The following is a 22,124-nucleotide window of genomic DNA, read 5'->3' as shown; positions in this document are numbered from 1 at the left end:
GGGGCGTCCTGGACGGGCATCCCCCGGGGAACGGAGCGCGCACGGATCAGGGGGCACACCACATGGGCGGGCAGCACACGGACAGGCAGCAGACAGGCGGGCGGCACACGGGCGGGCGCCGGGCGGCGGGCGCCCGCGCGCCCGGCGCGAGCGTCGGCGTGGAGGAGGAGTTCCTGCTGGTGGACGCGGTGTCGGGGGAGTGCGTCCCGGACGCCGAACGCGTCCTGGCCGCGGCCGGCGCGCACCGGTGGGCCGAGTCGGGCGGCTCGTTCCAGGCCGAGCTGCTGACCTCGCAGGTGGAGGCCACCACGGGGGTGTGCCGCGACCTGGCCGGCCTGGGCGCCCAGCTGCGGTTCGGGCGGGCCCGGCTGGCGGCGGCGGCCCGCGACGCCGGCGTGCTGCTGGTGGCGTCGGGCACGCCGGTGCTGGGCGGCCGCCCGCCGCCGCCCGCGCGCGGCGACCGCTTCGCCGCGATCGCGGCCGCCTACGGGGACGTGGTGGAGGACTACCAGGCGTGCGGCTGCCACGTCCACGTCGGCGTCCCCGACCGCGACACCGCGGTGGCGGTGGTGAACCACCTGCGGCCCTGGCTGCCGGTGCTGCTGGCGCTGTCGGCGAACTCGCCGTTCGACCGAGGCCGCGACACCGGCTACGCCGCCCGCCGGGCGGTGGAGATGGCGCGCTTCCCGGGGGCGGGGGTGCCGCCGTGGTCGCCGTCGGCGGCCGAATGGGACGCGCGGGTCGCGGCGCTGGTGGCGTCGGGCGTCCTGGTGGACGAGGCGATGACGTTCTGGCTGGCGCGGCCGTCGCCGCGGTGGCCGACGGTGGAGGTGCGTGCGGCGGACGCGGCGGCGACCGCCGACGAGGCGCTGCTGCAGGCCGCGCTGGTGCGGGGCCTGGTCGGCGCGGCGCTGGCCGACCTGGAGGCGGGTCGGGAGGCGCCGCGCGCGGACGCGCAGCTGTGCGCGGCGGCGCTGTGGAACGCCGCCCGCCGCGGCCTGGACGGCACGCTGACCGACCCCGTCGCGCGGCGCCCGGTCCCGGCGTGGCGGAGGGTGGACGACCTGGTCGCCCGCGCCGCCCCCGCGCTGGCCGCCGCCGGCGACCTGGACACCGTCCTCGCGCTGCTGGAGGCGGTCCGCCGCGCCGGGACGGGCGCGGACCGCCAGCGCCGCGCCGCCCGGCGGGGCGGCCCCCGCGCGGCGGTGGACCTGCTGGCGCGGCAGACCGCGGCGGCCGGCCCCCCTGGCCCGCCCGCCGCGCCACCCGATGCGGCACCAGGGGAGAAACCGGGCGTATGGGACGCGTGTGAGCGGGTAACGGAGCCGGACGCACCCCTCACGACGGAGGACACATGACCGCTTCGCAGGCCCCGGTCCGGGCCCGCGCGCACGCCCCGGCCGTGCGCGACCCGGCCCCGCACGACGCGCCCCCGGCACCGCCGCCGCCGCGCGGCCCGCTGTCACACGCCGTGACCGCTGCCCTGGAGAGCGGCCCGCCCACCGGCGACCCGGCCCGCCTCCCGGGCACCGGCCCCGTCCCCGGCACGGCCGCGACCGCGTCCGCCGACCCCTACGGCGACGACCTGCACCTCGCCCTGCACACCTGCTACGAGCTCCACTACCGCGGCTTCGCCGGCGTCGACCCCGACTGGGAATGGGACCCGGCGCTGCTGCGGCTGCGCGCCGCCCTGGAGACGGCGTTCCTGGCCGCCCTGCGCCGCGACACCGCCCCGGGCCCCGATGGGAGCGCCGATGGGGGCGCCGGCGTGGACGGCGCCCTCCGGGAACTCCTCGTCGAACCGGTGGACTCCACGGGCGTCTCCCACCACCTGCGCGACCACGCCGAGCCGTGGCAGCTCCGCGAGCACGCCGCGATGCGGTCGGTGTACCACCTGAAGGAGGCCGACCCGCACGCGTGGGTCATCCCGCGGCTGCGCGGCCGCGCCAAGACCGCCCTGGTCGCGGTCGAGAACGACGAGTTCGGCGGCGGCCGCCCCGAGATGATCCACCAGGGCCTGTACGCCGGGCTCCTGGACGACCTGGGCCTGGACCCCTCCTACGGCGCCTACGTCGACGCCGCCCCCGCCCAGATGCTCGCGACGGTCAACATGATGTCGCTGTTCGGGCTGCACCGGTCGCTGCGCGGCGCCCTGGTCGGCCACTTCGCCGCCGCCGAGATCACCACGGCGCCGTCCGCGCGGCGAATGGCCCAGGCCATGGAACGCCTCGGCGCCGGCCCCCGCGCCCTGCTGTTCTACACCGAGCACATCGAGGCCGACGCCGTCCACGAGCAGGTCCTGCGCCACGACGTGATCGGCCCGCTGCTGGCCGACGAACCGGGCCTGGCCGCCGACGTCGCGCTGGGCGTGCGCGCGACCGGGCTGCTGGAGGACCGCCTGGGCGCCCACCTGCTGGACCGCTGGCGCGCCGGCCGCCCGGCGCTGCGCCGGCCGTTCCCCGACGCACCCCCTGACGCACCCCCCGACGCACCCGCCGCCGGGCGAGACGGCGAGCCGAAGGAGGAGGGGCCATGATGCTGCTGCGACCGCCGGGCGTGTACCGCCCGCAGTCCGACACCTCGCTGCTCACCGACGCGCTGACCCGCACCCTGGCCCGCGCCGGGATCCCGGCCGGCGCCCGGGTCCTGGAACTCGGCACCGGCACGGGCGCCGTGGCGCTGGCCGCGGCCCGCGCCGGCTGCGACGTCGTCGCGGTGGACGTGTCGGCGACCGCCGTGCTGGCCGCCCGCGCGAACGCCCGGATGCGCGGCCTGCCGGTCCGGGTCCTGCGCGGCGACCTGTTCGCCCCCGTCGCCGGCGAGGTGTTCGACGTGATCGTCGCCAACCCCCCGTACGTGGCGGGCGACGCCGACCCCGCCGCCGTCCGCGGACGCGCCCGCGCATGGGAGGCCGGCCACGACGGCCGCGCCCTCCTGGACCGCATCTGCGCGCTCGCCCCGCACCACCTGGCGCCCTCGGGGACGCTGCTGCTGGTGCACTCGGCGCTGAACGGCGAGGCGGCGACACTGGCGTCGCTGCGCTCGGCCGGGATGCGGGCGTCGGTCGTGGCCCGGCATCGGGAGCCGTTCGGGCCGGTGATGCGGCGCCGCGCGGCCGGGCTGGCGGCACGGGGCCTGCTGGGGCCGGGGCAGCGGCACGAGGACCTCGTCGTGGTGCGCGCCGACCGGCACGGCGCGCGGCACGGCGCGCGGCACGGCGACATCGACGACGGGGGCGGCCATGCCCGCGAACACCAGCCCGCCTGAGCCCGCCCCCGCGAGCCGGCCCGCCACCGGCCGGCGGCGGGTGCGGATGGTGCCCGGCGGCCCGGTCCTGGTGGAGGGCCCGGTCGAGGTCGTCCTGGAGGACGGCACCACGGCCGTGTCGGACCGGTGGCTGGTCGCGCTGTGCGCGTGCCGCCGCAGCCGCTCCTACCCGTTCTGCGACACCAGCCACCGCCGCCGGACCAGGACCGCGGCCGAGAACCGCGACTGAGCACGCGAGCGCGGCCCTGCGGGCCGGGCACCGGGCCCGCCCCGCAGGGCCGTACGGACGGCCGCCCGCAGCGCGACGGCAGGGCGGCGCGGGTGCGCGGCGGGTCAGCCGCCGAGGCTGTCCAGGGCGACGTCAAGGCGCTGCGCCAGGGCCTCGATCCGCTCCTGGTTGGCGCCGGTGTCGAGCTCGGCGATGACGGCGTCCCGCGTGGTGATCACCATGGCGTCCTCCGGGCCGCCGCCGCGGCTCGGATCGTTCGGGACGACCGTGGCACGGCCGCCCACGACGACGAGCGCCGCGTCGCGGTCGGTGGAGGCCAGCAGGGTGTGCAGGTGGTCGGAAGTGATCGTCGGCATCGGGTGACCTCCGGATGTTCGCGGACGTTGCGGTGGACGGAAGAACGGTGGACGGCAGGACGGCGCCGTCCGGTGCGGCCGGCCGCCAACGGGTCGGCCGGCGGGGTCAGGGTCTGCGGCCGACGCCGGTGGCGAACTCGCGGGCGCGGCCCGGCCCGCCCGTGCCGGGGGCCAGCGGCGGCGTGTCGCGCCCGGAACCGGCGCGCAGGCCGTCCAGGAACTCGGTGAACGCCTCGCGTGCGGTGTGCCGGGGCGTCCAGCCCAGCTCGGTCCGGGCCCGCCCGGTGTCCATGACCGGTATCTCCATGGCCAGGTCGAACAGGCCGGGGGAGGCCGGCACCAGGTGCAGGCCCCACGCCGCGGCGATCGCGGCCCGCACCCCCCGCTGCGGGACCCGGACGGTGCGCGCCCCCAGCAGGTCGGCGAGCTCCGCCGCGTCCATCACCGGGTCGGCCGCGATGTTGAACGCCCCCCGGGCGTCGCCCGTCACGGCGAGATGGAACGCCTGCCCCCCGTCGGCCGAGTGCAGGAACTGCATCCGCAGGCCCGGCATGTCCGGCACGACCGGGACGCCGCCGGGGCGGGCGAGCCGCCCGGGCAGCAGCGGCCCGGCGAACAGCCGCCGCTGCTCGCTCGCCGACTGCCGCTCGAAGACGAACCCGGGCCGCATCCGCACCACCCGGCAGTCCGGCCGATTCGACTCGAAGACGTCCAGAAGCCGCTCCACGTAGGCCTTCTCCCGGGAGTAGGCGGCGCCCGGCCAGCCGTGCGTCGGCCACGACTCGTCGACCGGCCGGTCCTTGGGGCCGGGGGAGTAGGCGCCGACCGACGAGGAGTACACCAGCGCCGGCACGCCCGCCTCGGCGACGGCGTCGAACACCCGGCTGCTGCCGACGACGTTGGCGTCCCACGTCACCGCCGGCCGGTGGGTGGGCTGGAACAGCCACGCCAGATGGACGACGACGTCGGCGCCGCGCATCAGCGGCACCAGGTCGGTGTCGGTGACGTCGGCCTCCGCCCATTCGATCTTCCCCGTGCCGGCCGGATCGGCCTCCCGCTCCGCGCCGGGCCCCGGCACGCGGCGCGCCAGGCCGATCACCGCGGTGACGGCCGGGTCCCCGGCGAGCGCGCGCAGCGTACTGGTCCCGATGTTGCCGGTGGCGCCGGTGACGACGACGCGCATGGCGATCTCCCCCTCGTCGGCGGTCCTCGGAGCGGGGACGGGCATGGACTCGTCCCCGCAGGTGGACGGCCCATTCCCGGCCTGCACCGTTCTATGCCCGCACGGCCGGGTCACACGGCCGGGTCACACGGCCGGGTCACACGGCCGGGTCACACGGATGGGGGAGGCGGGGCGGGGTCAGGCGGGGCGGCAGCGCAGGCACGGCCGGTATCCCGCAGCCAGCGCCGCCGCCAGCCCGCCGAACCCGCGCCGGTGCCCGGGCGCGATCCGCCGCGCGTCCCCGCACGTCGGGTAGCACACGATCCCGGTCGTGTCCGACCCCACCAGCCGCACCCCCCGCCGCGCCAGCTCCGCGGCCTCGTCGACGTCCACGTCCTCGGCGCGCAGCAGCCGCTCCTTGGCGTCGGCGCCGAACACGTACTCGCCCAGCGACCCGTCCGACCGGGTCACCCGATGGCAGGGGATCAGCAGCGGAACCGGGTTGCGGCCCAGCGCCGACCCCACCGCCCGCACCGCCTTCGGCCGCCCCGCCTGCCGCGCCACCCACGCGTACGGGCGGGTCTGCCCGCGCGGGATCCGCGCGGCGGCCTCCAGCACCGCGGCCTCGAAACCGCTGAGCCCCCGCAGATCCAGCGCCAGGCCGCCCGGCCGTCCGCCGCGCAGCGCCGGCACCAGCCCGGCCGGCGGACGGTCGGCGGGCAGCAGCGGCCGCCCGAACCGCTCCCGGAACGCCTCGGCGAACTCCCGCTCGCCCATCCCGGCGCGCAGGTAGGCGACGCCATGGTCGGTGAAGGCGACCTGCAGGCCCGCCAGCGGCCCGTCCTCCAGCGGCCCCGGCAGCCGGATCCGCCGCGCGGCGATGCGGTCCAGCAGGCCGGGCGGCGCGTCGGCCGCCAGCCCCGCCAGCTCCCGCGCCAGCGCCCCGCCCGGCTCGCCGTCCGGCCGCCCGGCGGCGTCGACACCGGTCATCGCGGACCCCCTTCCCGCCGTTCCTCCTGCCGCGCGGCGCGCAGCCCGCGCAGCCGCGCCAGCCCACGGGAGACGTGCGATTTCACCGTGCCCTCCGGCAGGTCCAGGACCGCCGCCACCTCGGCGACGGGCAGATCGGTCACATGCCGCAGCACCACCGCGGCCCGCTGCGCCTCCGGCAGCTCGGCCAGCAGCTCCGCCAGCTCGCGGCCGGTCTCCCGGCGGGCGGCGGCGTCCTCCACGCCCTCACCCGGATCGGGCGCCTCGGGCGCCTCCTCCATCGGCGCCGCCGCCGGACGCCGCGCCGCCGACCGCAGGCTGTTGCGCCACACGTTCGCCAGGATCGCCAGCAGCCACGCCCGCGGCCGCAGCTCCTCGATCCGCGCCGCCTCGTACCCCGCCAGCGCCCGGTAGGCGCGCAGAAAAGCCTCCGCCGACAGGTCCTCGGCCTCGGCCCACCGCCCGCACAGCCGCAGCGCGGTCGAGAACACCGCGCCCCGGTACGCCTCGTACAGGTCGGCGAACCCGGCGTCCAGGTCCCGCGCCAGCGCCGCCGCCACCCGCGCGCCCGCCGCGTCGCGGGCGGGCTCCGCACGGGCGGCCCCGGCGCGGGGGAGAGCTTCGTCCGTAACCGTCACATCCGTTCAACACCGGCCCGGCCCACCCGGTTGCGCCCACCCGGCACGCCGGGCTCAGCCGAGCCACCCCGGACGGATCACACCCGTCTCGTAGGCCAGCACCACCAGCTGCGCCCGGTCCCGCGCCCCCAGCTTGGCCAGGATACGGCTGACGTGCGTCTTCGCCGTCGCCGGCGACAGCACCAGCCGCCCGGCGATCTCATCGTTCGACAATCCCGCCGCGACCAGCTCCAGCACCTCCCGCTCCCGGTCGGTCAGCGCGTTCAGCTCCACCGCCGGCGGGGGAGCGGTGATCCGGGACGCGAACTCGGCGATCAGCCGCCGCGTCACCGTCGGCGCCAACAGCGCGTCCCCCCGCGCCACCACCCGCACCCCGTGGATCAGCTCCGGCGGCTCGGTGTCCTTCACCAGGAACCCGCTCGCCCCCGCCTTGATCGCCCCGTACACGTAGTCGTCCAGATCGAACGTCGTCAAGATCACCACCCGGACGCCGGCCAGCCGCGGATCGGCGGTGATCCGGCGGGTCGCCTCCAGCCCGTCCAGCACCGGCATCCGGACGTCCATCAGCACCACGTCGGGGAGCAGCTCGCCCGCCCGCGCCACCGCCCGCTCCCCGTCCCCGGCCTCGGCGACGATCTCGATGTCGTCCTCACCCTCCAGGATCGACCGGAACCCCGCCCGCACCAGCGTCTGGTCGTCGGCCAGCATCACCCGGATCACGCGATCTCCTCCATGCTCTCCACCGCGCCACCGCGATCGGCGCCGGCCCGCCCGGCCACAGCGGACCGTCCACGGGCCTGACCGCCGCCACGCTCATCCGCACGACCGCGACCAGCACCGCCGCCAAAGGCGGCGCCGCCCGCCGGACCGCCCGCCAGATCGCGCGGGCGGCGTGCCGGGGCCGGCATCGGGGGCGCTGTCACGGGCCCAACCGTAGTTCAGCCCGCACCCGCCCCGCGATCTTCACCACCCACCGCACCCTGACTTTCGGCAGTAACACCCCATTTCGCCGGCCAGTAGCGTGGTGCCGTGACCAAGCCCGCGGCCCCCGGAGCCCACCCGCACGCCACCGCCGCCACCTCAGGCGACGACGGCGCCACCGGCCCGGCCGGAACCGCCGCACGGGCCCGCCCCTCCGCGCTGCGCACCGCCATCCGCCGCCCCACCCGCACCGCACTCGTCAAGGACGTCCTGCTCTACGCGGTCCTGGCGTTCCCCGTCGCCGCCGACATGATCAGCCCGCTCCAGCCCGGCCGCCCCGCATGGTGGCTGGAAGGCGCCGGCCTGGCCGTCCTCGCCGCCGCCGTCGCCGCATCCCGCGCCTGGCCCACCGCCGCCCTGCTCACCGCCATCACCCTCAACCTCATCCACGGCAACTTCGTGTTCGCCATGCCCGCCCTGTCCTACCTGACGGGCCTGCGCACCGTCCGCGCCCAACCCCTCCTCTGGGGCTTCACCGCCGTGTTCGTCGGCGGCACCCTCCTGTCGGCCGCCCGCGGCCTCGACGTCGCCACCTGGTTCCCCTCCACCGTCTGGCTCGTCCTCCTCGGCGTCCTGCCCTGGCTCATCGGCCGCTACTGGCGCCAGCACCAGGAACTCCTACGCGCCGGCTGGGAACGCGCCGAACGCCTCGAACACCAGCAGCGCATCATCGCCGAACGCGAACGCCTCCGCGAACGCGCCCGCATCGCCCAGGACATGCACGACTCCCTCGGCCACGAACTCGCCCTCATCGCCGTCCGCGCCGGCGCCCTCCAAGTCGCCCCCGGCCTCGCCGACCACCACCGCGGCACCGCCGCCGAACTGCGCACCGGCGCCGCCGACGCCACCGACCGCCTCCGCGAGATCATCGGCGTCCTCCGCGAAGACCCCGGCAGCAGCACCGGCACCGGCACGAGCACCGCCGCCGGGCAGGACCCGGCCGCACTCGTCCGGCCCGCCCGCGAAAGCATCCCCGACCTCGTCGACCGCGCCCGCGCCTCCGGCGTCCCCGTCCACCTCACCGGCCCCGGCACCCTCCCCGACCTGCCCCCGATGACCGCCCTCACCGCCCACCGCGTCGTCCAGGAAGCCATCACCAACGCCGCCAAACACGCCCCCGGCGCCCCCATCGACGTCACCCTCGCCCACGACGACGGCGCCACCACGGTGACGATCACCAACGACCCGCCACCCGGCCACCCGCCCCTCCTGCCCGCCGGCGGACGCGGCCTCAGCGGCCTCACCGAACGCGTCCGCCTCCACGGCGGCACCCTCGACGCCGCCCCCACCCCCGACGGCGGCTTCCACGTCACCGCCACCCTCCCCGCCACCGGCCCGAACGCCGCAGGCACCCCGCGCACCGCCATCGGCCTCCCCGGCGCCCCGGCGGGGGAGTGGCCCTCCGAATCCGCCCGCCACCTCGCCCGCGAACGACTCCAGGTCCGCCGCGGCCTCATCACCGCCATCGCCGTCCCCGCCGCCCTCATGGCACTCCTCGGCGCACTCATGGCCGGCTACTACATCAACGCCACCCTCAACTCCGTCCTCCCACCCGCCGACTACGCCGCCCTCACCGTCGGCACCCCCCAGCACCGCGTCGAGCAGACCCTGCCGCCCATGCAGACCCTGGACACCGGCACCGTCCGCGCCGCCGTCCCCGAACCCCCCGGCGCCCACTGCCGCTACTACCGCCCCGACGCCAACCTCCTCGGCTTCAGCCGCATCTACCGGCTCTGCTTCACCGGCGGCCGCCTCACCGCCAAGAACAGCTACGACACCCACCAGCTCAGCGAACGACACCGCGACGACCAGGAGAACCAGTGATCCGGGCACTGCTCGCCGACGACGAGACGATGATCCGCGCGGGCGTCCGCGCCATCCTCACCGCCGACCCCGGCATCGACGTCGTCGCCGAAGCCTCCGACGGGCACGAGGCCATCGACCTCACCCTCCGCCACCGCCCCGACGTCGCACTCCTCGACATCCGCATGCCCCGCCTCGACGGCCTCGCCACCGCCGCCGAACTGCGCCGCACCGCCCCCGCCACCGCCGTCATCATGCTCACCACCTTCGGCGAGGACGACTACATCGCCCGCGCCCTGTCCGACGGCGCCAGCGGCTTCCTCCTCAAATCCGGCGACCCCCGCGAACTCATCGCCGGAGTCCACGCCGTCGCCGGCGGCGCCGCCTACCTCTCCCCGAAAGTCGCCCACCGCGTCATCACCGAGATCGGCGGCGACCGCCTCGCCGACGGCACCCGCGCCCGCCGCCGCACCGCCACCCTCACCCCACGCGAACGCGACGTCCTCGCCCTCCTCGGCGCCGGACTGTCCAACGCCGAGATCGCCACCCGCCTCCACCTCGTCGAAGGCACCGTCAAGGCCTACGTCAGCGCCATCCTCACCCGCCTGGACGTCCGCAACCGCGTCCAGGCCGCCGTCATCGCCTACGAAGCCGACCTCATCGACACCCCACTCTGACCCGGCCCCCACAACGAAACAGGCCGTCCCCGGCGGCGCCACAGCACCACAGGGAACGGCCCGGCACGACCGCCTCCGCCTAGCGGAACGGACCCTGACGACGCGTCACACCGCCCATCACGTCCGGCATCGTCACCGACGCCTCGTCCAACGGAGCCGACCCCACACCCGCATGCGGCACCGGCACCCCCGACCCGCCCATCGGCGCACCGCCCACCCGCGCACCGGCCACCGCCACCGGACCCGCACCCAGCAGCACCGCACCCGCCGCCACGCCCCGCAAACCCTCGATCAGCGGCACCATCACCCGCACCAACACCAGCGCCACCAGCGGAGCCACCACGACCCCCACCAAGAACCCCGCCGCCACATCATGCGGATAATGCACACCCACGAACACCCGCGAGAACGCCATCAGCGCCGCCAGCGGCAGCACCAGCGGCGCCATCGCCCGCCACGCCACCACGATCGCCGCCGCCGACGCCGCCGCGATCGTCGCGTGATTACTCGGGAACGACCAGTCGCCCTGCGGCGGACACGCCGCGATGTGCACCGCCCCCGCCACCGCCCGGCACGGCCGCTCCTCCTCGATGAAGCTCTTCGACACCTCGCTCACCAGATACGCCGACACCACCGCGAACGGCGCCAGCAGCGCCAGCCCCATCGCCCGCGCGTCCAGACCCCGGGCACGCCACCAGCCCGCCACGAACAACACGGCGAACAGCAGCAGCCCCCCATCGGTCCCCACGTCCGCCACCTCATGCACCCAGGACGGCGTGCCCTGCGCGAACCCGGTGATCTCCCGGTACAGATCGGCGCTGAAATCCGGCGCTCCCATGCTCTCCCTCACGCTCGCGGACGGCCCCTGCCCGACACCCTTGAGACACCGGACGGACCGCCGAAGTTCACCCTACGGCCACCATCACACGAACCCTGTCACTTTCCCGCCATCACCCGCCGGACAACGGCCCCACCGGCTCCCTCTCCCGCCCCGCCACCGGCTCCCCGCCCCCCGCACGACGGCGCCGCCGCACGAAACGCACCCCCTCCACCAGCACCGTCACCGACAACGCCAACCCCACCGCCACGCCCTTCAACGGATCGTCCTCGAACGCCACCCCGCCGACATGACCCAGCAGCACCCCGTACAGCGCCCACGACACCGCCGCCACCGCCGCGAACACCGAGAACGACCGCAGCCGGTAACCCACCGCGCCCATCGTCACCGTCACCGCCGTCCGGCCACCCGGCACGTACCGCGCCACCACCAGGACCAGCCCGCCCCGCTCCTCCAGCGTCCGCCGCGCCCACCCGAACACCGCATGACGCCGCGTCCCCGCACGCGACCCCCGCACCAGCCGCCCACCCGCCCGGCGCCCCACCAGGAACGACACGTGATCACCCGTGAACGCGCCCACCGCCGCCAGCACCACCACCGCCACCGGCTCCAAGCGCCCCGACGCCGCGTACACCCCCGCCGTGATCACCAGGCTCTCGCTCGGCACCACCGGGAAGAACCCGTCGATCACCGCGACCGCGAACAACACCAGGTAGAACCACGGCGACGTCACCGCCGTGTCCAGCACGCCCAAGATCCCGTCCATGCACACGACGCTAGAAAACGATCACACCCGGCGGATCCCGCGAACGACCACCACCACCCCCGACTTTCGCCAGGGGCCGCCCACACCGGAAGCGCATGCCCTACCGGCCCGCCCGCGCCCCCGCCGGCACGACCCCGACCCCCGCACGACCACCGAAAACCGTTCGCGCCGCCGCCCCCGCCTCCGGCACACTGCACACCCTGTGGGACACCTGCACATCTTCGACATGGACGGCACACTCCTCGCCGGCACCACCGCCAACCTCGAAATCGCCCGCCACCTCGGCACCCTCCCCGAACTCCACCAACTCGAGGCGCGCTTCAGCGCCGGCACCCTCGACACACGCGGCTTCTCCATCGAGATCCACCGCCTCTGGCGCGACCTCACCCCCGACATCGTCGCCACGGCCTACACCGCCGCCACCTGGCTCACCGGCATCGCCGACGTCTGCGCCGACATCCGCGCACGCGGCGAACACTCCGCCGTCATCACCATGTCGCCCGACTTCTTCGCCCGCCACCTCCTGGCCCTCGGCTTCGACGACGTCATCGCCTCACGGTTCCCCCCGATGCCCTTCACCGGCACCCTCGACCCCGCCGGCATCCTCACCCCCGACGACAAGGTCCGCGTCACCGAGGAACTCCGCGCCGGCCACCGGCTCACCCCCGCCCAATGCACCGCCTACGGCGACTCCATGTCCGACGCGCCCCTGTTCCGCCACCTCACCAACACCGTCGCCGTCAACGCCGACCACCACCTCGCCGACATCGCCGCCCTCGACTACCGCGGCACCGACCTCACCGAGGCCTACACCCTCGCCCGCACCCTCACCGCCGCCTGACCGCCGCCTGACCGTCCCGCCACCGGGGGAGCGGGGGAGCGGCCCTCAACCGCGCCGGCCCTCCACCTGCCCCAGCAGCGGATGCACCCGCATCGCCGCCTCCAGCTCACCCGGCAGCTCGTCCCGGTACCGGCCCAGCGTCGACAGATCCGCGTGCCCCAGCACCCGCCGCACCGCGTCCATGTCCGTCGCCGCCGCCAGCAGATGCGTCGCCGTCGTATGCCGCAGCCCGTGCGGCGTCACGCTCCGCCGCCGCACCGGCTCCACCCGCTCCAGCACCCGGTCGATCACCCCCTGCACATCGCCCCGCGCCAGCCGCCGCCCCCGCCACGACAGCAGCAGCGCCTTCGGCTCCCGCCCCCGGTCAAGCAGCGTCCGGCCCTCCGCGAGATACGCGTCCAGCACCTCCGCCACCGGACGGGGGAGCGGCACGTCCCGCGTCCGCCCGCCCTTACCGAAGATCCGCCAGTACCGCGTCCCACCGTTGACGAAGAAGTCCTCCGCGTTCGCCGCCGTCAGCTCCGACACCCGCGGACCCACCGCCGCCAGCAGCAGCACGATCAGCCCGTCCCGCAACTCCGTCCGCTGATCCCGCCGCCGCGGCGCCGCCGCCGGCTCCTCCGCCAGGTCACGCGCCGCGCCCAGCAGCCCCTCCGCCTGCTCGACCGTCAGCGACCGCCGCTCCGCCCGCAGCCCGCCCCGCTGCTTCGGCCGCACCGTCACCGCGTCCATCGGATTCAGCTGCACCCACCCCGCCACCACCGCATACCGGAAGAACGCCGACACCGAACGCCGGAACCGCGCCTGCGACGCCGCACTCTGCGACGGCGCGCCCCCCGGCTCCACGACCCGCACCCGCCGCCGCTCATCCGGCTTCCTGGCGAACCGAAGCAGCACCTCATCGACGTCCTCACCCGTCAGATCGTCCAGCACCCGCTCCGCGCCCGCCAGCGCCGCGAACGTCACCACATCCCGCGCGTACACCTCGGCGGACGCCGGCGCCAGCGCGCCCGTCGACGTCTTCGCACGCACCATCTCCCCGTAGCGATCCACGCACTCGGCCACCGTCAGACGCTGAACATCGGAAGGACGCACCCGCCGGACGCTACCGCCCGCCACCGACAGAGCACCGCCGTCAGGGGTAGGACCACGGCAGGCACCACCGGACCAGGGGGAGGGGCGGATGCTCATCGGCACGTCGGGGTGGCAGTACGCCGACTGGCGCGGCGTCCTCTACCCGCCCGGGCTCCCGCAGCGGCGCTGGCTGCAACGCTACGGGGACGTCTTCGCGACGGTCGAGAACAACAACGCCTTCTACCGGCTGCCCGGCCGCGAGACGTTCGAATCCTGGCGCGCCAACACCCCGCCCGGATTCGTCATGGCGGTGAAGGCCAGCCGCTACCTGACCCACATGAAACGCCTCAACGAGCCCGCCGAACCCGTCGCGCGCCTCATGGACGCCGCCGCCGGGCTCGGCGGCAAGCTCGGCCCCGTCCTGCTGCAGCTCCCGCCGACGCTGCGCGCCGAGCCCGGCCGCCTCGACGCGTGCCTGCGCCGATTCCCCGGCGACGTCCGCGTCGCCGTCGAGCCCCGCCACCCCTCATGGTGGACGGACGAGACCCGCGGCGTCCTCGAACGGCACGGCGCCGCCCTGTGCTGGACCGACCGCCTCGGCCGTTCCCAGACGCCCCTCTGGCGGACCACCGGATGGCTCTACCTGCGCTTCCACGAAGGACCGGCCGAACCGTGGCCCGACTACGACGACGAGACCTTGCGGAGCTGGGCGGACGAGCTGGCCGGCAGCGCCGACGCCTACGTCTACTTCAACAACGATCCCGGCGGCGCCGCCGTCCGCAACGCCCTCCGGTTCACCGAACTCACCACAGGCGGTTGACGGACCGAACACAGATTCGATACCGAACAGAATTCGGCTTCTGTCCGGTTTATCGCGGAAGAGCGGCGCACGGCCGGAGCGGAGGAGGACCCGGTTCCAATCGGATCGCGGGCAGACTGGGGCGCATGAGCGATCTCCTCCCTGCACCGCGTCTCACCGCGCCGACGACGGCGGTGCGCGCGTCGTTCCTGGCCGGGGAGCGGGCCGACCATCTGGCGACCGGCGACCCGATGGACTGGCTGGACCAGGCGTACCGCGACTTCGACGCCTTCGTGGCGGGGCGCCGGGGCGTGCGGCGGCGGTGGGGCGTGCCGTGCACGACGTTCTGGTACGTCTCGGGCGAGGACTATCTGGGGACGCTGATCGTCCGGCACCGCCTCACGCCGGAGCTCGCCGAGGTCGGGGGCCATGTCGGCTACCACGTCGTGATGCCGTGGCGGCGGCGGGGCCACGCGACGCGGATGCTGGCCGCCGGGCTGGTGGAGTGCCGCCTGCTGGGCCTGGAGCGCGTCCTGCTGACGTGCGCGGCCGACAACGATCCGTCGCGCCGGGTGATCATGGCGAACGGCGGCGTTCCCGACGGCCGCATCCGTGGAGAGGACCGCTACTGGATCGCCCTCGACCCCGCCCTCGCCCCCGCCGCCGACCCGAAACCGGACCGCACGACCGGCGGACACCGGTGATCACCGACCAGGAAGGTGGCGGAGCGCGAATGATCTTGCTCCCGGCCTCGGACACCGGCGTCACCCGGCACCACCGCCCGGGCGGCCGGCTCCAGACCGCGGGCGCGGCTCGGCGCATTCGCGGCCGAACGCGCCGCACCTGACGCCGAGAGGTGCGGGCGACGCCTGCATCGCCCCACTATCAGCAGGTCTGAGGCTTGGTCGATAATGTACATTATGTTAAGTAGAGCGAAGATCGCCCAAGAGGGCCCGGCCGACGATCCGGCTGGGCCCCTCTTGCGCGCTGCGGGCGGCGCGCCGGTTCCGAGCGTCTGACCGCCGCGCGGCTCAACCCATTGAGGCGATGGTGCGACGCTCGCTCTTTACAAGGGCGGTCCCTCGTGGTCGGGTTGATCATGGCATCGTGCGAGGCGGTGCCGCGGCGTCCTCGATCCGGGGTGGTGGTGTCGGCGTGGTTCCCGAGGGTTTCGTCCGGGCGCTGGACGGGTTCGAGGCCGTGCTCGCGGCGGTGCCGGCGGACCGGTGGCTTTCCCCCTCGCCGTGCGAGGGGTGGGCGGCGGTCGATGTGGCGGGGCATGTCACCGCGGGGCTGCTGGTGATCGAGCTGCGGGCGGCCGGGCGGCCGCTCCCCCAGGACGATCCGGATTGGCGGGAGGTCGCGGGCGCGGACCCGGTGGCGTCCTGGCGTGCGGTGCGGGCTCGGATGGCGGCGGCGCTGACGCCCGAGGCGCTGGACCGGACGGTTCCGCTGGCGTTCGGGCCCGCGACGATGCGGGAGTGGCTCGAGGGGTATCCGCTGGAGCTGCTGGTCCACACGTGGGATCTGGCGCGGGCCACGGGCCAGGTGGTGGCGCCGGACGCGGACCTGGTGCGTTCCGCGCTGGCGACGGCGGAGCGGATGGCGCGGCGCGTGCGTGAGGCGGGGATGGTGGGTGCGGAGGTCGGTGTCGCGGACGGCGCCGGTGACCTGGCGCGGCTGCTGGCGTTGTTCGGACGTGATCCGTCCGTTTGAGCCCCTCCCCTCCCCCGCCGGTTTCGGGGTGCGGGCCGGGATGGGGAGCGGTTAGGGTGCGGGTATGCGCCGACGACATTGATCTTCACCTGAGGCGGGGCTCGCGCGGAGGCTGTACGTCTACGCGTTCCTCGAGGATTTCGTTCTTTTGTACCCGGTCTATGCGGTGCTGTTCGCCGAGACCGGGTTGTCTCCCGCTGCGATCTCGTCGCTGTTCGTGATCTGGTCGGTCACGACGTTCGCGCTGGAGTTGCCGTCCGGTCTGTGGGCGGACGTGTTCTCGCGCCGGTTGCTGCTGGTGGCCTCTCCCCTGCTGGCGGGGACGGGTTTCGGTCTGTGGGCGTTCTTTCCTTCTTATCCGGTGTTCGCCGCGGGTTTCGTGCTGTGGGGCGCGGGGTCGGCGCTGCGGTCGGGGACGATGCAGGCGCTGGTGTACGAGGAGTTGGAGCGCGCCGGGGCGGCGGGGTCGTACGCGCGGTTGATCGGCCGGTCGGAGGCGGTGTCGCTGCTGGCGGTGGTGGCGGCGTCGGCGGTGGCGTCGCCGGTGCTGGCGGCGGGCGGTTACCGGGCGCTGGGTGCGGCGAGCGTGGCGGTGTGCGCGGCGTGTGCGGTGGCGGGGTGGTTCCTGCCGGAGTCGCGGGGTGCGGCGGAGGCGGAGGTCGAGCCGTCGCTGGGGTCGGTGGTGCGCGAGGGGTGGGCGCAGGTGCGGCGGGAGCCGGCGGTGCGGTGGGCGCTGGTCCTGGTGGTGGTGCTGGAGGGTGTGACGTCGCTGGACGAGTACGTGCCGCTGCTGGTGCGGTCGTCGGGGGTGGCGGAGGCGTCGGTGCCGTTGCTGGTGATGGTGGTGACGGTGGGCGACGCGGTGGGCGGCTGGCTGGCGGGGCGGCGTACCGGGTGGCTGCCGCCGGTGCTGGTGGTGGGTGCGGTGTGCCTGGCGGTGGGGTCGTTCAGCGGGCGGCCGGGTGGGCTGGTGCTGGTGGCGGTGGCGTTCGGGGTGTTCCGGTGGGCGTTGGCGGCCGCGGACGCCCGGTTGCAGGACCGGATCGGTGATGGGGCGCGGGCGACGGTGACGTCGGTGGCGGGGTTCGGGTCGGAGACGGTGGCGGTGCTGGTGTACGCGGGGTGGGCGCTGGGGTCGCGGTGGTGGGGGGCGGGGATGCTGATGGGTTTGGCGGCGGTGCCGTACGTGGTGGTGGCGGTCGTGCTGGGGTGGGGGGCGTGGCGGGGGCGCGTACATCGGGAGATGTAGGCGGGTGAGGGGCGGCTGGTGGTGGATGCGGCGTGAGGCCCGGCGGGCCGGGGCGTCAGTCCTCGGGCAGGAGGGGGCCGAGGGGGCCGAGGTCGAGGTTGAGGTCGTGGTCGTCGAGGTCGAAGTGGTCCTTGAGCCGGGTCATCGCCTCTTCCAGCCGCATCAGCGCCAGCCCGAGATCTTCGACCTGCTGGTCGGTGAGGTCGCCGCCTTCGGCGCGGCGCAGGGCCTGGCGTTCCATCAGCTGCCGGATCAGCTCGACGAGGGTCAGCACGAGCTTGACCAGGTCCCGCTCGACGGTCTCGGGGTCGGAGCGGAGCCGCTGCATCGTGCGGGAGGAGCGTTCGCGCAGGTCGCGTTCCCGGGCGGGCGCCGCCCGCACCGGGCTCGCGGCGGAGCCGCCGGTGCGGCCGGCGAGGATGTCGTCGGTGAACGGGTCCCCGGCGGCGGGGTCGCGGACCGACACCTCCCCCGTGACCGGTTCCCGGCCGCGCTCGCGGCGGTCGTCCCCGCGGGCGCGGGGACCGTGCTCGCCGGGGTCGTGGTCGTGGTGGTGGCGGTTCATGGGCGGTCCTCCTCGGGCAGCAGCTCGTCGCGGACGGTGGTGATCAGCGCCCGCAGCGACACCTGCACCAGGTCGACTCCGGCGATGGAGATCACCAGGTCTCCGGCGATGACGACGCCGCCGGCCAGGAGCCGGTCGAGCAGGTCCACCAGCGCGATGCGCTCCAGGGGGGCGTCGCCGCCGTGGTCGAGGACGGCCGTCACATGTCCCCCGGCTCGCGCGCGGGCGTGGCGGCGGCGGTGTCGATGAAGGAGTAGGGCGGCCACGGCCCCGTCACCTCCAGCTCGATGCCCGGCAGCCGCTCACCGGCCGCGCGGGTCACCGCCAGGAATCCGGCCACCTGCTCCTCGTCCAGCAGGTAGGCGGCGTTGAGGATCTGCGTGCCCGCCCGGCCCGACAGCCGCGGGTCCTGCGGCGGGTGGTGCCGGGAGGCCACCGCGTGGTCGGCGAGTTCGGCGTGGACGGTGTCGGCCTGCTCGCCGACCCGGCGTCCCGCCTCGGCGCGGCGGCGGCGTTCCTGCTGCCTGCGCCGCAGGTACGCCGTGCCGACGCCGCCGCCGGAGGACGGGGCGGGCGCGGGGCCGGTGGGCTGGGGGCCGGTGAGGGGCTCGGCTCTGGGCGCGAGCCCCCCACCGGGATCTGCGCCCCCGCCGTCGGGTGGGTCGGCGGGGATGTCGTCGGGGATGTCGTCGCCGCGCATGGCCTCGGGGTCGGCGTAGGCCTTCACGCCCCACTCCGAGCGGCCGGAGATCAGGTCGAGGATCTCGGTGAACCGCTCGCCCTGCGCCGCGAGCACCTCGGCGACGCGCGCGTCGTCGCGGTAGATCGTGGCGATCCGGACCGGGGCGGTGGGCGCGGCGTGCGCGGCGCGGTCCACCACGTCGTGGTGGGCGCGGGCGGTGGCCTCCAGCCACTCCAGGTCCTCGAGGTTGGCGCGCAGCGCGGCCTCGCCGTACTCGGCGAGGGCGACGGTGCTGACCAGGGCGGTCAGCTCGCCGGCGGTGACGCCGCGCACGGGCGCGCCGGCGACGCCGGCGGCGTCGCCGAGCGCGGCGGGGTCCAGGTGACGCGCCACCCCGTACAGGTAGACGGCGGTGGTGTCGGCGGGGCCGCCGGCGATCGGCGTGCCGGTCATGATCTGCGCTCCTTCCGCTGTTCGGGGCGGCCGGCGCCGCCGGTGCCGGCGTTAGTGCCGGCGTCCGGCGGGCCGGCCTCCAGGGCGGCGAGGCGTTCGCGGAGCCGCCGGTTCTCCTCCAGCAGTTCGCGGTCGGCGTCCTGCGCCCGGGCGGTCTCGTCCTGCCGGGCCTTGGACGACAGCGACGGGTCGTGCTCCCACCAGTCGATGCCCATCTCCTTCGCCCGGTCCACCGATGCCACCAGCAGCCGCAGTTTGATGGTCAGCAGTTCGATGTCGAGCAGGTTCACCCGGATGTCCCCGACGATCACGATCCCCTTGTCGAGGATGCGCTCCAGCAGGTCCGCCAGGTTGGCCGAGGACCGCTCACCGGCCATCGACCGTGCCGGGGAACGCTGCCCGGTCCAGGAGATCTCGCTCACTGCGTCTCAGTCCCTCTCCACTCGTCCGCGGGGATAGCGGCGGGCGCGGCGGTAGGCGACCAGGTCGCCGTCGGCGTCCACCTCGGTGTCGTAGCAGGCGAGGATGTCGGCGGAGTCGGGGATCCGGCGGGTCTCCACGACCTCCACCGCCACGCGCCAGCCGCCCTCGCCGGCGCGCTCGATCCCCACCACGCTCTCGGCGCTGCGGCCGGTCATCGCGGTGACGTGCTCGGCCGCGCGTTTGGCGGCCTCGGACGCGGACATCATCGGCTGCCTCCCTTACCCGTCCGGCCGGTAGCCGCGGGCGCGGCCCTCGTTCAGCCGTTGGATGAGCTCCTCCTCGCGGGCCGCGGCCTCCTCGTCGGTGATCTCACCGGCGGCGGCCTCGTCGGCGATCTGCTGCATCTCCGCGGCGATGCGCCCCGGGTCGTACAGCTGCGCCTCGGCCTGCTCGGTGAGGGTCTCGGCCAGCCAGACCACGCCCTTGACGGGTGCGAGCGGCAGCGTCACCAGGCCGCTGAACAGTCCCATCTGACTCAGGCCTCCGGGACGAAGTCGTAGGGCGGGAGCGGCCCGATCAGCCGGAGCCGGATGCGGTCGCCGTGCTCCTGCCCGAGCTTGTCCACGGCCTCCTCGAAGCTCGCGCGGCGGTCGGCGCGGACGAGGAAGGAGGCGTCCAGGACGTCCTCCTCCCGGGCGGGCGTCTTGCGCGCGAACGCCTCCGCGGCCGGGGCCGCGCCGTCCAGCAGGACCTGCCCGTCCTGGTCGCGGCGCCGCTCCATCGCCTGCGCGATCAGCTCGCCGAGCCGGATCCGGTCGTAGTAGACGGCGTCGGCGGCGTCCGGCGGGACCTCGCGCAGCCGGCGCGACAGCTCGGCGATCTCCGGTTCGGCCGACATGATCTCGCCGAGGACCTCGTCCTGGACGTAGGTGGCCTTGAGGCGCAGCTCGACGCGGCCCTCCAGCTGGTCCAGGACCTGGCCCAGGCGGTCGGAGTTGCCGGCGAGCAGTTCCTTCTCCACGGCCTCCCGGTCGGCCAGCGCCGCGCCGAACCGGAACGGCAGCACCACGGTGCCGGCCTCGACCAGCGCGTTGAGGACCCGCTGGTGGGCCACCAGGTCGGCGCGTTCGCCGAGGGCGCGGTCGGCGGGCAGGTCGCTGACGATCGCCGCGCACGTGCCGCCGTTCTGCACCAGCGACACCGGCCGGTCGTCCAGCCCGGTCATCTCCGCCGGCAGTTCCGCGTCCGCGCGGGTCACTCCGTACACGTACTGCGGGACCCGGTCGCCGGGGGGTTGCGGCGTGGTCATTCTTCCTCGTCCTCCTTCTTCCTGGACGAGCGGCGCCGCGCGGGCTGCTTGTCCTCCTCCTCGTCGGAGTCGCCGCCGCCGAAGGTCTCCTTCAGCCGCTCCTGCGCGCCCTCCAGCGCGCCGCGCGTCTTCTTCTTGGCGCCCGACTCCTGCATGCCCCCCACGAACTCGGGGAGGCCCTGCGAGGTCCCGTCGTGGGCGATGTCGAGGCGGTTCACGGCCTCGGCGAACCGCAGGTAGGTGTCGACGCTGGCGACGACGATCCGCACGTCGATCGTGAGGATCTCGATCCCGACCAGCGACACGCGGGCGTACAGGTCGATGACCAGACCCTTCTCCAGGATCAGGTCGACGACGTCGGCGAGCCCGCTGCCGGATCCGCCGCGTTGGACGTAGTTGCTGCCCGAAGTCTGCTGGGCGATTGGCCCAGTCATCTCATCTCCTCGTCAGGGGTTGCTTTTGGCACGACCCGGGTGTACCCACAGAGATCTCTCTAAACTGACGACCTCGTTTCGGTCACGGGACGGTCAGTGTCCGGCCGGGTGCGGGTCATGCCGCGGTGGGCTTCACGGGGGCTTCAAGAGGGGTTTCATGGGGGGCTTCGTGCGCGGTCCGGGCGGGAAAGCCGGAACGCCCCCGGCCGGGGCCGGGGGCGTTCGGTCGACGCGCGGGCGGTGCCGGGTCAGCGTTTCCTGGCGGTGACGCGTCCGACGACGACGCCGGCGACGGCGGCCGCGGCGACCGGCGCGGCGCGCAGGAAGCGCCGCAGCGTCACCAGCTTGGCCAGGGCCGTGGCCCGGCCGGGCAGCGCCGCGACCTGGCCGGCGACCTGGCCGCCGGTCTTGCCCGCGGCCCGCGCGGTGGCGCCGGCGGCCCCGGCGGTCTCCTTCGCGGTGCCCGCCGCGCCTCCGGCCGTCTTGCCGGCCGTCTTCCCGGTGGCCTCGCCGGCCGTCTTGCCGGCGGACCGGCCGGCCTTGGCCGCGGTCTCGCTCACCTGTCCGGGCCCGTTGCCCGGAACCGAGGGGGTCTTCATCATCTGTCCTTCCAATCGGGGGAATCGTGGGGGCCGGCCGTCGGCCGCCGCGCAGGGTGCGCTCGTGCGCGCCGCGGTCGGGGGCCGCCGGGACCTGCCCGGTCATCGGCCCCTTCCTCCTGCGCCGTCGCCGGACGTCCGCGCAGTCGGGTCGGCGTACCGGCCCGTACCGGGCGTACCCGAGCAGGTCCGGGCAAACATGGCCTTTGCGTCCCGCGTCCTCGTGGCGACTGGAATCCGCCGTCACCACCCGGTTCTGAGGGGCGCCCGCCC

The 22,124-nt window shown here is 75.3% G+C and carries 28 protein-coding genes; 11 read left to right on the top strand and 17 right to left on the bottom strand.

All coding sequences use genetic code 11. The features are described 5' to 3' along the window. Window positions 1-62: 62 nt before the first annotated feature. Genes SM611_RS32310 through SM611_RS32295 form a run of 4 tightly spaced genes read left to right on the top strand, consistent with a single transcriptional unit; the run spans window position 63 to window position 3,496 of the window. Window positions 63-1,358 carry a carboxylate-amine ligase gene (locus SM611_RS32310; RefSeq protein WP_371954118.1) on the top strand — a complete coding sequence of 432 codons (1,296 nt, stop codon included), beginning with the start codon at window positions 63-65 and terminating at the stop codon, window positions 1,356-1,358. Next, on the top strand, window positions 1,355-2,536 hold the full coding sequence (locus SM611_RS32305; RefSeq protein WP_371954117.1) for an iron-containing redox enzyme family protein: 1,182 nt from the start codon (window positions 1,355-1,357) through the stop codon (window positions 2,534-2,536). The genes SM611_RS32310 and SM611_RS32305 overlap by 4 nt, the downstream gene beginning before the upstream one ends. Further along, window positions 2,533-3,267, top strand: a complete 735-nt coding sequence (locus SM611_RS32300; protein ID WP_371954116.1) for a HemK2/MTQ2 family protein methyltransferase — start codon at window positions 2,533-2,535, stop codon at window positions 3,265-3,267. Before SM611_RS32305 ends, SM611_RS32300 begins: the two co-directional genes overlap by 4 nt. Further along, window positions 3,242-3,496: a CDGSH iron-sulfur domain-containing protein gene (locus tag SM611_RS32295; RefSeq protein ID WP_371954115.1), complete on the top strand. Its 255-nt coding sequence runs from the start codon at window positions 3,242-3,244 to the stop codon at window positions 3,494-3,496. The genes SM611_RS32300 and SM611_RS32295 overlap by 26 nt, the downstream gene beginning before the upstream one ends. Window positions 3,497-3,600: 104 nt before the next feature. On the opposite strand, the gene SM611_RS32290 is transcribed toward SM611_RS32295, so the two are convergent. From SM611_RS32290 to SM611_RS32270, 5 genes are all read right to left on the bottom strand, one after another. Beyond that, a complete protein-coding gene (locus tag SM611_RS32290; RefSeq protein ID WP_371954114.1) occupies window positions 3,601-3,852 on the bottom strand; it encodes a hypothetical protein in 252 nt (83 codons plus the stop codon). Window positions 3,853-3,958: 106 nt separating this feature from the next. Continuing rightward, on the bottom strand, window positions 3,959-5,080 hold the full coding sequence (locus SM611_RS32285) for an NAD-dependent epimerase/dehydratase family protein (RefSeq protein WP_371954113.1): 1,122 nt from the start codon (window positions 5,078-5,080) through the stop codon (window positions 3,959-3,961). 132 nt (window positions 5,081-5,212) lie between these two features. After that, entirely contained in the window at window positions 5,213-6,004 is a 792-nt protein-coding gene (locus SM611_RS32280; RefSeq protein WP_371954112.1) for a methylated-DNA--[protein]-cysteine S-methyltransferase, read from the bottom strand. Further along, entirely contained in the window at window positions 6,001-6,642 is a 642-nt protein-coding gene (locus SM611_RS32275) for an RNA polymerase sigma factor (RefSeq protein ID WP_371954111.1), read from the bottom strand. The genes SM611_RS32280 and SM611_RS32275 overlap by 4 nt, the downstream gene beginning before the upstream one ends. A gap of 54 nt (window positions 6,643-6,696) precedes the next feature. Continuing rightward, on the bottom strand, window positions 6,697-7,362 hold the full coding sequence (locus SM611_RS32270) for a response regulator (protein ID WP_371954110.1): 666 nt from the start codon (window positions 7,360-7,362) through the stop codon (window positions 6,697-6,699). A gap of 309 nt (window positions 7,363-7,671) precedes the next feature. Between SM611_RS32270 and SM611_RS32265 the strand changes: the two genes are divergently transcribed. Further along, window positions 7,672-9,447, top strand: coding sequence for a sensor histidine kinase (locus tag SM611_RS32265; RefSeq protein WP_371954109.1), 1,776 nt, complete (start codon window positions 7,672-7,674; stop codon window positions 9,445-9,447). After that, window positions 9,444-10,103, top strand: coding sequence for a response regulator (locus SM611_RS32260; RefSeq protein WP_371954108.1), 660 nt, complete (start codon window positions 9,444-9,446; stop codon window positions 10,101-10,103). Before SM611_RS32265 ends, SM611_RS32260 begins: the two co-directional genes overlap by 4 nt. A gap of 79 nt (window positions 10,104-10,182) precedes the next feature. Here the strand turns inward: SM611_RS32260 and SM611_RS32255 are convergent, their stop codons facing one another. Then, window positions 10,183-10,941: a phosphatase PAP2 family protein gene (locus SM611_RS32255; protein ID WP_371954107.1), complete on the bottom strand. Its 759-nt coding sequence runs from the start codon at window positions 10,939-10,941 to the stop codon at window positions 10,183-10,185. A 112-nt stretch (window positions 10,942-11,053) separates the two neighbouring features. Next, on the bottom strand, window positions 11,054-11,707 hold the full coding sequence (locus SM611_RS32250; RefSeq protein WP_371954106.1) for a DedA family protein: 654 nt from the start codon (window positions 11,705-11,707) through the stop codon (window positions 11,054-11,056). A gap of 202 nt (window positions 11,708-11,909) precedes the next feature. On the opposite strand from SM611_RS32250, the gene SM611_RS32245 reads away from it, so the two are divergent. Beyond that, window positions 11,910-12,548: an HAD family hydrolase gene (locus SM611_RS32245; protein WP_371954105.1), complete on the top strand. Its 639-nt coding sequence runs from the start codon at window positions 11,910-11,912 to the stop codon at window positions 12,546-12,548. Between the two features lie 45 nt (window positions 12,549-12,593). Here the strand turns inward: SM611_RS32245 and SM611_RS32240 are convergent, their stop codons facing one another. Further along, window positions 12,594-13,613: a tyrosine-type recombinase/integrase gene (locus SM611_RS32240; RefSeq protein WP_371954104.1), complete on the bottom strand. Its 1,020-nt coding sequence runs from the start codon at window positions 13,611-13,613 to the stop codon at window positions 12,594-12,596. A 118-nt stretch (window positions 13,614-13,731) separates the two neighbouring features. On the opposite strand from SM611_RS32240, the gene SM611_RS32235 reads away from it, so the two are divergent. The 4 genes from SM611_RS32235 (at window position 13,732) to SM611_RS32220 (ending at window position 17,386) form a co-directional block, all read left to right on the top strand. Further along, window positions 13,732-14,442 carry a DUF72 domain-containing protein gene (locus SM611_RS32235; protein ID WP_371954103.1) on the top strand — a complete coding sequence of 237 codons (711 nt, stop codon included), beginning with the start codon at window positions 13,732-13,734 and terminating at the stop codon, window positions 14,440-14,442. 125 nt (window positions 14,443-14,567) lie between these two features. Continuing rightward, the gene (locus tag SM611_RS32230) at window positions 14,568-15,125 is read left to right on the top strand and encodes a GNAT family N-acetyltransferase (RefSeq protein ID WP_371954102.1); all 558 of its coding nucleotides are present in this window, start codon (window positions 14,568-14,570) and stop codon (window positions 15,123-15,125) included. A gap of 403 nt (window positions 15,126-15,528) precedes the next feature. Further along, entirely contained in the window at window positions 15,529-16,137 is a 609-nt protein-coding gene (locus SM611_RS32225; protein WP_371954101.1) for a TIGR03086 family metal-binding protein, read from the top strand. 148 nt (window positions 16,138-16,285) lie between these two features. Continuing rightward, window positions 16,286-17,386: an MFS transporter gene (locus SM611_RS32220; protein WP_371954100.1), complete on the top strand. Its 1,101-nt coding sequence runs from the start codon at window positions 16,286-16,288 to the stop codon at window positions 17,384-17,386. A 55-nt stretch (window positions 17,387-17,441) separates the two neighbouring features. Here the strand turns inward: SM611_RS32220 and SM611_RS32215 are convergent, their stop codons facing one another. From SM611_RS32215 to SM611_RS32175, 9 genes are all read right to left on the bottom strand, one after another. Next, a complete protein-coding gene (locus SM611_RS32215; protein WP_371954099.1) occupies window positions 17,442-17,951 on the bottom strand; it encodes a gas vesicle protein K in 510 nt (169 codons plus the stop codon). Then, window positions 17,948-18,154 carry a gas vesicle protein gene (locus SM611_RS32210; protein WP_371954098.1) on the bottom strand — a complete coding sequence of 69 codons (207 nt, stop codon included), beginning with the start codon at window positions 18,152-18,154 and terminating at the stop codon, window positions 17,948-17,950. The genes SM611_RS32215 and SM611_RS32210 overlap by 4 nt, the downstream gene beginning before the upstream one ends. Beyond that, entirely contained in the window at window positions 18,151-19,086 is a 936-nt protein-coding gene (locus tag SM611_RS32205; RefSeq protein ID WP_371954097.1) for a GvpL/GvpF family gas vesicle protein, read from the bottom strand. The genes SM611_RS32210 and SM611_RS32205 overlap by 4 nt, the downstream gene beginning before the upstream one ends. Beyond that, a complete protein-coding gene (locus SM611_RS32200) occupies window positions 19,083-19,508 on the bottom strand; it encodes a gas vesicle protein (protein ID WP_371954096.1) in 426 nt (141 codons plus the stop codon). Before SM611_RS32200 ends, SM611_RS32205 begins: the two co-directional genes overlap by 4 nt. A gap of 6 nt (window positions 19,509-19,514) precedes the next feature. Next, complete coding sequence (gene gvpO, locus SM611_RS32195; protein ID WP_371954095.1) at window positions 19,515-19,775, bottom strand: gas vesicle protein GvpO; 261 nt, start codon at window positions 19,773-19,775, stop codon at window positions 19,515-19,517. A 12-nt stretch (window positions 19,776-19,787) separates the two neighbouring features. Beyond that, window positions 19,788-20,039 carry a gas vesicle protein GvpG gene (locus tag SM611_RS32190; protein ID WP_371954094.1) on the bottom strand — a complete coding sequence of 84 codons (252 nt, stop codon included), beginning with the start codon at window positions 20,037-20,039 and terminating at the stop codon, window positions 19,788-19,790. A gap of 5 nt (window positions 20,040-20,044) precedes the next feature. After that, a complete protein-coding gene (locus SM611_RS32185; protein WP_371954093.1) occupies window positions 20,045-20,818 on the bottom strand; it encodes a GvpL/GvpF family gas vesicle protein in 774 nt (257 codons plus the stop codon). Then, window positions 20,815-21,252, bottom strand: coding sequence for a gas vesicle protein GvpJ (gene gvpJ / locus SM611_RS32180; protein WP_371954092.1), 438 nt, complete (start codon window positions 21,250-21,252; stop codon window positions 20,815-20,817). The genes SM611_RS32185 and gvpJ overlap by 4 nt, the downstream gene beginning before the upstream one ends. A gap of 248 nt (window positions 21,253-21,500) precedes the next feature. Next, window positions 21,501-21,854: a hypothetical protein gene (locus SM611_RS32175; protein WP_371954091.1), complete on the bottom strand. Its 354-nt coding sequence runs from the start codon at window positions 21,852-21,854 to the stop codon at window positions 21,501-21,503. Window positions 21,855-22,124: the final 270 nt, after the last annotated feature.

The organism is Actinomadura monticuli, from assembly GCF_041463655.1.
GTDB classification, from domain to species: Bacteria; Actinomycetota; Actinomycetes; order Streptosporangiales; family Streptosporangiaceae; genus Spirillospora; species Spirillospora monticuli.
This window is presented reverse-complemented; position numbering and strand designations above follow the sequence as displayed.